Raw genomic sequence first — 12,023 nt, forward strand, 5'->3', positions numbered from 1 at the left:
CCAAAGGAGCTTATTATGATTTCTAAAGAAAAAATCGCAAGAATTAACGAATTGGCTCAAAAAGCTAAATCAAACACAATAACGGATGAGGAAAAAGCTGAACAGCAAAAGCTTCGCCAGGAATATTTGAAAGGATTCCGCTCCTCAATGAAAAATACGTTAAAGAGCGTAAAAGTGATTGATCCGGAAGGCAACGATGTCACCCCTGAAAAATTAAAAAGAGAACAACAGAAAAATAATCTTCATTAAACAGAAAGAATACGGCAATACGTATTCTTTTTTCGTATATACTAATATCAGGATGTGCTTTACGACAATTTTCAACAAGTTTATCTCAAATTTAAGCTGAAAGAGTTGAGAAAAAGTCAGCATCGCTTTATGATGAAAAGGTACAACAATAAGGAAGGGGATTATAATGGATACAATTGAAAAGAAATCAGTTGCCACCATTCGTACACTATCTATAGACGCAATTGAAAAAGCGAATTCCGGACATCCGGGCATGCCGATGGGAGCCGCTCCGATGGCATATACATTGTGGACGAAATTTATGAATGTAAATCCGCAGAATCCGGGCTGGTTTAACCGCGACCGCTTTGTTTTATCAGCAGGCCACGGTTCAATGCTTTTATACAGCATGCTGCATTTAAGCGGATATGACCTCAGCATTGAAGACTTGAAACAGTTCCGTCAATGGGGAAGCAAAACACCGGGACATCCGGAGTTCGGGCACACAGCCGGAGTAGACGCTACGACCGGACCGCTTGGACAGGGTATTGCAATGGCAGTGGGAATGGCAATTGCAGAACGCCATCTGGCTGAGACATATAACCGTGATTCATTCAACGTAGTTGATCATTATACATACAGTATTTGCGGAGACGGCGATTTAATGGAAGGCATTTCTTCCGAAGCAGCTTCTCTTGCAGGCCATCTTGAATTAGGCCGTCTGATCGTATTATACGATTCTAATGACATTTCCTTAGACGGCGATTTAGACCGTTCTTTCTCTGAAAATGTAAAGCAGCGTTTTGAAGCAATGAACTGGGAAGTTCTTTATGTTGAGGACGGAAACAACATCGCTGAATTGACGGCTGCAATTGAAAAAGCGCGCCAGAATGATAAAAAACCGACATTGATCGAAGTGAAAACGACAATCGGTTTCGGTTCTCCAAACCGCGCGGGCACATCCGGCGTTCACGGCGCTCCGTTAGGACAAGAAGAGAGCAAGCTGACAAAAGAAGCGTATGCTTGGACGTTTGAAGAAGATTTTTATGTTCCGGAAGAAGTATACGGGCATTTCAATCAAGCTGTAAAAGAAGCCGGCTCGAAAAAAGAACAGGAATGGAATGAACTGTTCGCGGCTTATAAAGAAAAATATCCTGAGCTTGCTGAACAGCTGTCACTCGGCATGAAAGGCGAGCTTCCTAAAGACTGGGATCAGGAAGTTCCCGTTTATGAAAAAGGCAGCAGCCTTGCTTCCCGTGCATCTTCAGGTGAGGTGCTGAACGGGATCGCCAAGAAAATTCCTTTCTTTGTCGGGGGATCTGCTGACCTTGCGGGTTCAAATAAAACGACAATCAAAAATGGAGGAGACTTCACGGCAAAAGACTACGCCGGGAAAAACTTCTGGTTCGGTGTCCGTGAATTTGCGATGGGCGCTGCATTAAACGGAATGGCGCTTCACGGCGGCCTCCGCGTATTCGGCGGCACATTCTTTGTGTTCTCTGATTATTTAAGACCTGCCATTCGTCTGGCGTCATTGATGGGTCTTCCCGTCACTTATGTATTCACACATGACAGTATTGCCGTAGGAGAGGACGGGCCGACTCACGAACCGATTGAGCAGCTTGCTTCTTTACGCGCACTTCCTAACCTTTCTGTGATCAGACCTGCTGACGGAAATGAAACCGCAGCTGCATGGAAGGTTGCCGTTCAAAGCCAAGATCATCCGACAGCTCTTGTATTGACACGCCAAAACCTGCCGACGATTGATCAGCAGGCTGAAGAAGCGTATGCGGGCGTGGATAAAGGGGCTTATATCGTTTCCAAAGCCCAAACAGAATCACCGGCCGCTCTTCTTTTAGCGACAGGTTCTGAAGTCGGACTTGCGATCGAAGCTCAAGCGAAACTGGCTGAAGAAAACATTCACGTATCTGTAGTCAGCATGCCGAGCTGGGACCGCTTTGAAAAACAATCGGCCGAGTACAAAAACAGCGTGCTTCCTCCGAATGTGACGAAACGTCTTGCGATCGAAATGGGTTCAAGCTTCGGATGGGGCAAATTTACCGGTCTTGAAGGAGACGTTCTCGCAATTGACCGTTTCGGTGCTTCAGCTCCGGGAGAAACAATTATGAAAGAATACGGGTTTACTGCAGAAAACGTGGTTGACCGCGTGAAAAAACTTTTAAACAAATAACGAGACAAAAGAGGATGAGTCAAATCATCCTCTTTTTCCTGTTTATGCGACAAAAATAGAAGGGGCGGCGCAACAGTAATAGACAATTCTTTCTTTTCTCCTTTTGTATAATAGAAAGCAATAACGAAGCGCTGTAAAAGGGGATGAGGAAATGGAACGTCATTACTATACGCACCTGATAAAGGATGAGTTTGCGAACCACTACTTCGGGCGGGAAACGGCTATGTTTGAGTTGTTTCGAGACTATCATTGGACAGATCTGACACCCCAGGAATATCAAATGACAGAAAAGCAAGTTCAATATATAACGGAACCGATTCCGGTGATACATATGCATCAGCGTCTCCAGCTGCATTTAAACCGAATGAGTTACAGCCGTTTGGATTCCATTTACCGGCTTACACTGCCCGGAGAAAAGGGTTGCGCCACCTTCATGATGAAAGACAGTTTAATTGAGATTGCAGCTTCGGGAGATTATGAGGCGGAAACGATTTTCTTTGAGATTCTGCGTAAAATCAGCCCCTGTTTTCTTGCAATGGATTTCAAGACACGGCGCTACGGGTGGTTAAATCCGGTCAGAGAAAGAAATTTTGTCTAAAAACGAGGAAAAAGAGATGTAAATGTTGTATAATAGCCTTTGGTTTAGTACACTTTAAACTAGACAACATGAAGGAGGAAATAAAATGACTTTATGGGTTGGCATCCTAGTGGGCGTTGTCGCATTGCTCATAGGTGTTGCACTCGGGTTTTTTATTGCTCGTAAATATATGATGAGCTATTTGAAAAAGAATCCGCCTATTAATGAACAAATGTTACGCATGATGATGATGCAAATGGGAATGAAACCTTCTCAAAAGAAAATTAATCAAATGATGAAAGCCATGAATAATCAAGCGAAATAATACGTACAGATTATGATATAGAGATACATGGTTATAAAAATAAAAAACCCGGAGAGGGTTTTTTATTTTGGCGTCATGTTTCACCCCAACTGCCGGTGTGCAGTTCTTTTTGATATTGTATGAGAAGGTGGTCAAGCTCCTGGCTGAGTTCTATCGTAATGTTTGATGTCATTCCGTTTGTCATGACGATTTTAAGCAGCTCTGCCCGTTTTTTTTCAATTTCATTTAATAGATGCTCTCTAATCACAGGGATATATCCTTTCATACATAAATCTTTCACCTGAGTCGCTATTATTATATCCACATTTATACTGTTTTTCAAATAAGAAGGAGTATAATATCTCGATGTCAAATTAAATTATATAAGCTTTTTCTATAAAAAGTAATCCTTCTCGGGAAAGTGTTAAAAAAATGAAATGATTTTGTCATAACTCGAAGGGAGTGTGTCATCGTGAGTTTTAATTACTTTCTGACGTTTGGGGCCGGATTTCTGTCTTTCATTTCTCCATGCTGTCTGCCGTTGTACCCCGCCTTTTTATCTTACATAACTGGTGTCAGTATGGACGAGGTGAAAACAGAAAAGGTGATGCTGCAAAAGCGCGGCCTCGTGCATACACTTTGTTTTTTGCTTGGTTTCTCCGTGATTTTTATCGCATTGGGATATGGAACTTCATTTATCGGCAGTTTTTTCACCCAATATCATGAAGCGATCCGCCAGTTTGGCGCTATCATGCTGATCCTTTTCGGGCTGATTACTGCCGGTGTGTTTCAGCCGAAATTCATGATGAAAGAGCGGCGCATTCACTTTAAGCGCCGTCCGGAGGGGTTTATCGGTTCGGTTCTGATCGGTCTTGCGTTTGCAGCCGGCTGGTCGCCGTGCAGCGGGCCCATTTTAGGAGCGGTATTTTCGCTGGCCAATACAAATCCTTCTTCAGCAGTGCCGTATATGTTTTTATATGTTCTCGGATTTGCGATTCCTTTTCTTGTTCTTTCATTTTTTATTACCAGAATGAATTGGATTCGCAAGCATCAGCTGCTTATCATGAAAATCGGCGGCATTCTTATGATTCTGATCGGGGTTATGCTGTTTTTTAACTGGATGAGCTACATTCTGATCGTTCTGTCAAATCTTTTCGGAGGATTTACGGGTCTGTAACGGATTAATAACTTTTGAACTATTATATACCCTTTCGTTTTTGGTACAATAAGACTAGTTAATATGTGGAGGGGAATATGACACGAGTTTTAGTTGTAGATGACGCCAAGTTCATGAGGGTGAAAATCAGAGAGATTCTGGAATCGGCGAATTACACAGTGGCCGGGGAAGCGGCTGACGGTGAGGAAGCTCTGGCAGTATATCAAAAAATCCGTCCCGACCTGGTGACAATGGATATTACCATGCCGGTCAAAAACGGTATACAGGCGCTGCAGGATATTTTAGCTTTTGACCCGAAAGCCCGGATCATCATGTGCACCGCCATGCGGCAGCAGCGGATCGTTCTGGAAGCGATTGAATTAGGCGCTAAAGACTTTATCGTTAAACCGTTTGAAGCATCTAAAGTGCTGGAAGCCGTAGGGCGGGTAACGGGAACGTAAACGTGTTCTCTTTTCAAATTGGTTTTTTTTATGTTTTTGGAGTATAGTATATAGTATCAAACTCCGTGCAAGCAAAGGAATGATAAAGATGATGATTATAATTTCATCCGTTATTGCAGCGGCCATGGCAATTTCCGTGATGATCGTCAGGATTAAATCCTCCGACAAGCCCGCTTCACCTAAAAAAATAATTCTCCCGCCGATTTTCATGAGTACGGGAGCGCTTATGTTCCTTTTTCCGATTTTCAGAGTGACGGGCGAAGAATTTTTGGAGGCCATTACGCTGGGCGTAATCTTCTCTATTTTTCTGATTAAAACATCTAAATTTGAGATTAAAAATAATGAGATCTATTTAAAACGGTCAAAAGCGTTTGTGTTTATCCTGATTGGTTTGCTGGTTATCAGAATCGCTATGAAATCCATTTTGAGCACGACGATTGATTACGGAGCTTTAAGCGGGATGTTTTGGATTCTTGCTTTCGGAATGATTGTCCCGTGGCGCATCGCGATGTTTTTGTCTTACCGCAAACTTTCGAATGAACTGAAGACCGCTGATATTCAGATGAATTAAAACCTTTCCGTCCGCCGGAAAGGTTTTTTATTTGAGCAGGGCTTGATAAGGAGTAAGATCAATCTGTTTTTCACGGAGATGCTTTTTTAAAAATTGATGATCACGCTTAGGAGTGGCCAGTATGTAACCTCTGATGATTAAATCACGGTTTATTTGTTCAGCTTCCTCCGCTAAGGAAAGTTCACCGATTTTTCCGGCGATTTTCGCTTTGGCTACATCCCGGAAGAGCTCCGGCACGGGGGCGACCAGTTCATCCAAAAACGCCTTGTCACCCTCATTCCATAAGTGCCTGCTTTTTTCAATATAATAGTCCTGCCAATCCAGTTCTGACCGGCCGTCTTCTTTCGGTAAGCGTTTTAAAAATTTTCGAAACATAAAAAACCCGCCGATAGACAGCAATCCGATCATCACGATGACCCAAAATAAAATAAACCACATAAACCAGCCTTCCAGCATTGTTCTATCTCCTCCTTACTTTAACCATATTGTAAACGAAGACAGAATAGAAGAACACATGAAAAAAAGAATAGAAAAAATGATAGATGTCCAGTCATTCCGGTTGCTAGAACATATTCTATCGTATAGTGATTCTGCTATTTGGCCATGGGAGATTCACTTTGAGGGTATATGACTGATATGACCGGACAAAAAAGCCGCTTCCATTGAGGGATGAAAGCGGCTTTTTTATGTTATAGAGGAAATTGAAAGGAAAAAGAGGCAGGAGTCTCATTTGGCTCCTTGTTCATGGAGACGGTCAGAATATGGTTGGTGAAATCAGTGAAAATATGTTTGTCGTTCAGATAAAAAGGAAGCATCATTTGTTTGTTTAACGTCCGTTCAAGCGTTTTAACAGAGAGCATAAACTCATTTCCCGAAAGAGTGACGGTTATCGCTTGCACCTGCTTCAGCGCCGTCAGGTCGGCTTCAATGATATATTGACGGCTTGTTTCATATAGATCGATCGGCAGCGTCTCGTCATACCAAGCATACGGGTCCTCGTAAAACTGCCGCAGCCATTCTTCCGTATCATCAAATTCTTCAGCGTTTTTTGAGTGATTCATGGAAGCATCCCTCCATATTAAAAAGCCTTGCTATAACGTATGCAGAAGCTTTGAATGGGTGAATGGCACAAAAAAACAGACACCGGGGTCTGTTTTACATATCGTGGCTTGTATTATGTTTTTGTCTTGTATGGTTGCGGTTTTTCACTTTTTTGCTTCCGCTCAGCGGTTCCGGCTGGCCGGGGTTATGGCCCTTCGGAGCATTTTTATGCATATCTTTACTCGTATTTTTATTTGTCATGTTAAAGCCTCCTTTTTAAGGTGTTCCGGCTATTGGTTTGTTTTTCTTTTTTTATTGTTCTGCCGTTCTTCTTCCGTCAGGACGAGCTGGTCATTTTCTATATAACCCGCGCCTTTGCCTTGGCTTTTCGCATCATTCATGCCGTTAATCACATGATTGGCTTTCCGTTTTACCATGATCATCACCTCAACATTAATATGGCTCTTTACAGCCCGTTGTATGAGGCGGAAAATCGGACAAAATTTACCGAAAATCATACTGATAAGACGATCTTATTGTATTTAATAAAAACATTGATATTTACTTATGTATGATTTTATACTAAGATGAAATTGTGAGAAAATTGTGATGGAATGTGAACATTCATCTAAAGAACGATCTTGATCATTGAAGGGGGATTTTGGAGAATGACAAATCAGCAAAAAGTCGCAACACAAGACGTTTTCCAAGCAAGAAAAACATTTTCTTCAAATGGGAAAACATACAACTACTATTCATTAAAAGCATTGGAAGACGCAGGGGTCGGCAATGTTTCAAAACTTCCTTATTCTATTAAGGTTCTTTTGGAATCTGTTTTGCGTCAGGTAGACGGACGTGTCATTACAAAAGAACATGTTGAAAATTTAGCAAGATGGGGTACTGCTGAATTAAAAGATATCGATGTGCCGTTTAAACCGTCACGGGTTATTCTACAGGACTTTACCGGCGTTCCGGCCGTAGTTGACCTGGCATCTTTAAGAAAAGCCATGGCCTCTGTCGGCGGAGACCCTGATAAAATCAATCCTGAAATTCCGGTTGACTTGGTCATTGACCACTCCGTACAAGTCGACAAAGCCGGTACGGAAGACGCGTTAGCCATTAATATGGACTTAGAATTCGAAAGAAATGCAGAACGTTATAAATTTTTAAGCTGGGCAAAGAAAGCGTTTAACAATTATCAGGCTGTTCCGCCTGCAACAGGTATCGTTCACCAGGTAAACCTTGAGTTTTTGGCAAGTGTCGTTCATACGAAAGAGGAAGACGGAGAACTTGTGACATATCCTGATACATTGGTGGGAACAGATTCCCATACAACAATGATTAACGGAATCGGCGTCCTCGGCTGGGGTGTCGGCGGTATTGAGGCGGAAGCGGGAATGCTCGGCCAGCCTTCATATTTCCCTGTTCCTGAGGTCATCGGCGCGAAACTTGTCGGAAAATTGCCTAACGGAACGACGGCGACTGACTTGGCGCTGAAAGTCACTCAAGTGCTGCGCGAAAAAGGCGTAGTCAATAAATTTGTTGAATTCTTCGGTCCTGGTGTTGCTGAGCTTCCGCTTGCGGATCGTGCGACTATTGCCAATATGGCGCCGGAATACGGAGCGACTTGCGGATTCTTCCCGGTTGACGAGGAAGCACTTTCTTACCTGCGTCTGACCGGCCGTGAAGAAGAGCAGATCGATATTGTGGAAGCATACTGCCGCAACAATGGTTTATTCTATACGCCTGACGCGGAAGAGCCGATTTTTACAGACGTTGTGGAAATTGATCTGTCAAAAATCGAAGCGAACCTTTCAGGACCGAAACGTCCGCAGGATTTAATCCCGCTTTCCGTTATGCAGGAAACGTTTAAAAAACATCTTGTCAGCCCGGCCGGCAACCAAGGATTCGGAGCGGATGCTGCTGAAGAGAACAAAGAAATTTCATTTAAACTTAACAGCGGCGAAGATGCGGTTATGAAAACAGGGGCGATTGCAATCGCTGCTATTACAAGCTGTACGAATACATCAAACCCTTATGTATTAATCGGTGCCGGATTGGTAGCCAAAAAAGCGGTAGAATTAGGCTTGAAAGTGCCGAATTATGTTAAAACGTCACTTGCACCGGGGTCTAAGGTTGTTACTGGATACTTAGTCAACTCAGGCCTGCTTCCTTACATGAAGGAGCTCGGCTTTAACCTCGTAGGGTATGGCTGTACGACATGTATCGGGAACTCCGGCCCGCTTTCTCCAGAGATTGAAGAAGCGGTTGCTAAAAATGATCTCTTGATCACTTCTGTCTTGTCGGGTAACAGAAACTTTGAAGGCCGGATCCATCCGCTTGTCAAAGGAAACTACCTTGCGTCACCTCCGCTTGTTGTCGCATACGCATTAGCAGGCACTGTGAATATCAACCTGAAAACGGATCCGATCGGTGTCGGAAATGACGGACAAAATGTTTATTTCGATGACATCTGGCCGTCCATGGATGAAATCAATTCTCTCGTCAAACAGACTGTTACGCCGGAATTATTCCGCAAAGAGTATGAAACGGTATTTGACGACAACCAGCGCTGGAACGAAATCGAAACGACGGATGAAGCGCTGTATAAGTGGGATCAGGATTCCACTTACATTCAAAACCCGCCGTTCTTTGAGGAAATGTCTGTAGAGCCGGGAAAAGTTGAGCCTTTAAGAGGACTTCGCGTTGTCGGCAAATTCGGCGATTCCGTGACGACTGACCACATTTCTCCGGCCGGAGCGATCGGAAAAGACACACCGGCGGGCAAATACCTGCAGGAAAAAGGCGTTTCTCCTCGTGACTTTAACTCTTACGGCTCACGCCGCGGAAACCATGAAGTCATGATGAGAGGAACATTCGCCAATATCCGCATTAAAAACCAAATCGCACCGGGTACAGAAGGCGGATACACAACACATTGGCCTACCGGGAAAGTGACATCTATTTATGATGCCTGCATGCGGTATAAAGAAGATAAAACGGGTCTTGTCGTCCTGGCCGGAAAAGATTACGGAATGGGCTCTTCACGTGACTGGGCTGCAAAAGGAACAAACCTGCTCGGCATCAGAACAGTCATTGCCGAAAGCTTTGAAAGAATTCACAGAAGCAACCTCGTCTTCATGGGTGTGCTGCCGCTTCAGTTCAAACAGGGTGAAAACGCGGATACACTCGGCTTAACCGGTAAGGAAGTCATCGAGGTGGATGTTGATGAATCTGTACGTCCGCGCGACTTGCTGACTGTCAGAGCAATCAGTGAAGACGGTACGGTAAAAACATTTGAAGTTGTTGTCCGTTTTGACAGTGAAGTGGAAATTGATTACTATCGCCACGGCGGCATTTTACAAATGGTGCTTCGCGATAAAATGAAACAGTAGCAGAATGAACAAAGGAGAGAAAGCAGTCTGCTTTCTCTCTTTTTATGCGGGAGGCCTTGAGATGCTTGCGAAATGGCTGGGCGGAATATTACTTATCGGGTTGTTAGTGTATGCGGGCTGGAACATTTATTCTGTACAAAAAAGTCCGAAAGAAGGGACAGAAGAAGGGATGAAAGCCCCTGACTTTACACTTGATACATTGTCAGGAAAAAGCATCTCCCTTTCTGATTATAAAGGAAAAAAAGTGCTCCTCAATTTCTGGGCGACGTGGTGCAAGCCGTGCCGAATGGAAATGCCCGATATGCAGGAGCTGCAGAAAGAATATCCTGATATTGCGGTAGCAGCCGTTAATTTTACGTCCTCTGAAAAAAATATACAGGCTGTGAAATCATTTGCTGATCATTATCAGCTGACATTTCCTATTCTGATTGACAAAAGCGGAATTAACGGAGATTTCAACGTGCTTTCTTATCCGACAACATACATATTAGACGAAAAAGGAACCATTCAGCACATTCGCGTAGGCACGATGACAAAAAAAGAAATGAAAGAAAAACTGGATCTCAAATAGAGGTTCAGTTTTTTTATTGTGAAGGGCTTAGGTTTTGAAAAATTGGAAAAAATGAATGAAAACACGGAGGTGAGAAGATTGAAAAAAATGCGAAAACGTTCTTTTCATGAATTGGTTATGGAAAATAAACGTGAGCTGATGACCAATACGGAATATTTGAATCAGCTTGAAGAAAAGCTGGAGCAGCGGTTCAAACAAAAATAACCTTTAATTTGCAGTCATGTTTGCACCTCCTTTTGCAAAATATACTCTTAAGGAGGGATGAACATGGGCATAAACAAGAAAGACGGCCAGCCGCAATACGCTCCGAGCCACTTAGGGACAAAACCCGTTAAATATAAACGCAACAAAGGGGAAAAGTTTCATGACAAGTCAAACGGACATCCGATTGTCATGCAGACGAAAGGCGAATAACATCATCAAAGGAGAGCAGACATTATGACAAACAATTATCAAAAACCGAATCCGGATGACCGTTCCGATAACGTTGAAAAGCTGCAGGATATGGTGCAGAATACAATTGAAAATATAGAAGAAGCCAAAGAATCAATGGAATTTGCGACAGATGAGGAAAGACAGCGCATTCAAGAGAAGAATGCCAGACGCAATGAAAGCATTGAATCGTTCCGCAGTGAAATCCAGGATGAATCGGCTGCAAGAGAAAACGGCTATCAATCATAATAAAAACCAGGGAAACCTGGTTTTTTTCTCTTTCCGGCTCGTTGTGATAAAATGGGGCTAATCTGATAATAAGGGAGCAGAGAACGTTGCATGTGTCAAAAAAAGAAATAGAAGTGCGTTATGCGGAAACAGATCAAATGGGCATCGTCTATCATGCCAATTACTTAGTCTGGATGGAGGTCGGCAGAACGGCGCTGATTAAGGAACTCGGATTCCTTTACAAGGATATGGAAGATAGAGGTGTGCTGTCCCCTGTATTGGATATCAGCATTTCTTATAAAAAGCCGCTCCGCTACGGAGAAACGGCTGTCGTACATACTTGGATTGAAGAATATAACGGATTTAAAACCGTTTACGGCTACCACATCTATAATCCGGATCAAGAACTTGCCATCAAAGCGACATCCTCTCATATATGCGTTGATAAAGAGAGCTTCAAACCGATTCAGTTTCGCAAGGCTTTTCCTGATTGGCATGCCGCTTACGAAAAGGCAAAAAAATAAGGAGCGGCTGCAGTTATGGCATTTGGAATTACGCGTAAGGAACTGGAAAGATGGAAGCGGGATGTATCGGAAGGGAAAATCGCTTTTTTAACGCATTACTGGCTGGACGACCGCTTTCCGGAGGCTAAGACCGTGACGAAGGCCGGTTCAAGCGATCTCAATAAACTGATCAGATGGGGAGCGGAGTACGGGCTGAAGCCGGAGTGGATTCACCATAAAAATGAATTTCCCCACTTTGACCTGCTCGGTGATACGCAAAGAAGCATATTAGAAAAAGAACATCTGACTGATCATCTCAAAAGGTTCAGGCTGTAAAAAAAAAGAACGCATCCGCTGCGTTCTTT

General features: G+C 43.3%; 19 protein-coding genes. 14 read left to right on the forward strand and 5 right to left on the reverse strand.

Annotation, left to right across the window (positions count from 1 at the left end; translation table 11 throughout):
- The first annotated feature begins 15 nt into the window (after window positions 1-15).
- The 4 genes from U2H13_RS09390 to U2H13_RS09405 all read left to right on the forward strand — a co-directional run bounded on the left by U2H13_RS09390 (window position 16) and on the right by U2H13_RS09405 (window position 3,321).
- Window positions 16-249: a DUF896 domain-containing protein gene (locus tag U2H13_RS09390; protein ID WP_003153997.1), complete on the forward strand. Its 234-nt coding sequence runs from the start codon at window positions 16-18 to the stop codon at window positions 247-249.
- 166 nt (window positions 250-415) lie between these two features.
- Window positions 416-2,419, forward strand: coding sequence for a transketolase (gene tkt, locus U2H13_RS09395; protein ID WP_014418018.1), 2,004 nt, complete (start codon window positions 416-418; stop codon window positions 2,417-2,419).
- 151 nt (window positions 2,420-2,570) lie between these two features.
- The gene (gene sirA, locus U2H13_RS09400; RefSeq protein WP_014418019.1) at window positions 2,571-3,017 is read left to right on the forward strand and encodes a sporulation inhibitor of replication protein SirA; all 447 of its coding nucleotides are present in this window, start codon (window positions 2,571-2,573) and stop codon (window positions 3,015-3,017) included.
- An 85-nt stretch (window positions 3,018-3,102) separates the two neighbouring features.
- A complete protein-coding gene (locus U2H13_RS09405; RefSeq protein ID WP_003153994.1) occupies window positions 3,103-3,321 on the forward strand; it encodes a YneF family protein in 219 nt (72 codons plus the stop codon).
- Window positions 3,322-3,394: 73 nt separating this feature from the next.
- Here U2H13_RS09405 and U2H13_RS09410 read toward each other — a convergent pair whose 3' ends face one another.
- A complete protein-coding gene (locus U2H13_RS09410) occupies window positions 3,395-3,568 on the reverse strand; it encodes an aspartyl-phosphate phosphatase Spo0E family protein (protein WP_012117647.1) in 174 nt (57 codons plus the stop codon).
- Between the two features lie 201 nt (window positions 3,569-3,769).
- On the opposite strand from U2H13_RS09410, the gene U2H13_RS09415 reads away from it, so the two are divergent.
- The 3 genes from U2H13_RS09415 (at window position 3,770) to U2H13_RS09425 (ending at window position 5,488) form a co-directional block, all read left to right on the forward strand.
- A complete protein-coding gene (locus U2H13_RS09415; RefSeq protein WP_088056486.1) occupies window positions 3,770-4,477 on the forward strand; it encodes a cytochrome c biogenesis protein CcdA in 708 nt (235 codons plus the stop codon).
- A 77-nt stretch (window positions 4,478-4,554) separates the two neighbouring features.
- Window positions 4,555-4,917, forward strand: a complete 363-nt coding sequence (locus U2H13_RS09420) for a response regulator (protein ID WP_007410327.1) — start codon at window positions 4,555-4,557, stop codon at window positions 4,915-4,917.
- 79 nt (window positions 4,918-4,996) lie between these two features.
- Entirely contained in the window at window positions 4,997-5,488 is a 492-nt protein-coding gene (locus U2H13_RS09425; protein ID WP_007611735.1) for a CcdC family protein, read from the forward strand.
- A 27-nt stretch (window positions 5,489-5,515) separates the two neighbouring features.
- On the opposite strand, the gene U2H13_RS09430 is transcribed toward U2H13_RS09425, so the two are convergent.
- From U2H13_RS09430 to sspO, 4 genes are all read right to left on the reverse strand, one after another.
- Window positions 5,516-5,944: a DUF2621 domain-containing protein gene (locus U2H13_RS09430; protein WP_007410325.1), complete on the reverse strand. Its 429-nt coding sequence runs from the start codon at window positions 5,942-5,944 to the stop codon at window positions 5,516-5,518.
- Between the two features lie 233 nt (window positions 5,945-6,177).
- Window positions 6,178-6,549, reverse strand: a complete 372-nt coding sequence (locus U2H13_RS09435; protein WP_007410324.1) for an Hsp20/alpha crystallin family protein — start codon at window positions 6,547-6,549, stop codon at window positions 6,178-6,180.
- A gap of 94 nt (window positions 6,550-6,643) precedes the next feature.
- Entirely contained in the window at window positions 6,644-6,790 is a 147-nt protein-coding gene (locus U2H13_RS09440) for a small acid-soluble spore protein P (protein ID WP_003153984.1), read from the reverse strand.
- A gap of 29 nt (window positions 6,791-6,819) precedes the next feature.
- Window positions 6,820-6,966, reverse strand: a complete 147-nt coding sequence (gene sspO, locus U2H13_RS09445; RefSeq protein WP_003153982.1) for an acid-soluble spore protein SspO — start codon at window positions 6,964-6,966, stop codon at window positions 6,820-6,822.
- 231 nt (window positions 6,967-7,197) lie between these two features.
- On the opposite strand from sspO, the gene acnA reads away from it, so the two are divergent.
- The 7 genes from acnA to U2H13_RS09480 all read left to right on the forward strand — a co-directional run bounded on the left by acnA (window position 7,198) and on the right by U2H13_RS09480 (window position 11,994).
- Window positions 7,198-9,924, forward strand: a complete 2,727-nt coding sequence (acnA, locus tag U2H13_RS09450; RefSeq protein ID WP_017417878.1) for an aconitate hydratase AcnA — start codon at window positions 7,198-7,200, stop codon at window positions 9,922-9,924.
- 61 nt (window positions 9,925-9,985) lie between these two features.
- Window positions 9,986-10,495: a redoxin domain-containing protein gene (locus U2H13_RS09455; protein WP_014418022.1), complete on the forward strand. Its 510-nt coding sequence runs from the start codon at window positions 9,986-9,988 to the stop codon at window positions 10,493-10,495.
- A 78-nt stretch (window positions 10,496-10,573) separates the two neighbouring features.
- Entirely contained in the window at window positions 10,574-10,699 is a 126-nt protein-coding gene (locus tag U2H13_RS09460; RefSeq protein WP_012117651.1) for an FbpB family small basic protein, read from the forward strand.
- A gap of 63 nt (window positions 10,700-10,762) precedes the next feature.
- Window positions 10,763-10,909, forward strand: a complete 147-nt coding sequence (locus tag U2H13_RS09465; RefSeq protein WP_003153977.1) for an acid-soluble spore protein N — start codon at window positions 10,763-10,765, stop codon at window positions 10,907-10,909.
- 24 nt (window positions 10,910-10,933) lie between these two features.
- On the forward strand, window positions 10,934-11,176 hold the full coding sequence (tlp, locus tag U2H13_RS09470; protein ID WP_021493415.1) for a small acid-soluble spore protein Tlp: 243 nt from the start codon (window positions 10,934-10,936) through the stop codon (window positions 11,174-11,176).
- Between the two features lie 86 nt (window positions 11,177-11,262).
- Complete coding sequence (locus U2H13_RS09475) at window positions 11,263-11,679, forward strand: YbgC/FadM family acyl-CoA thioesterase (protein ID WP_003153973.1); 417 nt, start codon at window positions 11,263-11,265, stop codon at window positions 11,677-11,679.
- Window positions 11,680-11,694: 15 nt separating this feature from the next.
- Window positions 11,695-11,994 (forward strand): hypothetical protein, encoded by a 300-nt coding sequence (locus U2H13_RS09480; protein ID WP_007410319.1) that lies wholly within the window; start codon window positions 11,695-11,697, stop codon window positions 11,992-11,994.
- The last annotated feature ends 29 nt before the right edge of the window (window positions 11,995-12,023 follow it).

It is taken from the genome of Bacillus sp. A1, from assembly GCF_042296235.1.
In the GTDB taxonomy this organism is placed as follows: Bacteria; Bacillota; Bacilli; order Bacillales; family Bacillaceae; genus Bacillus; species Bacillus velezensis.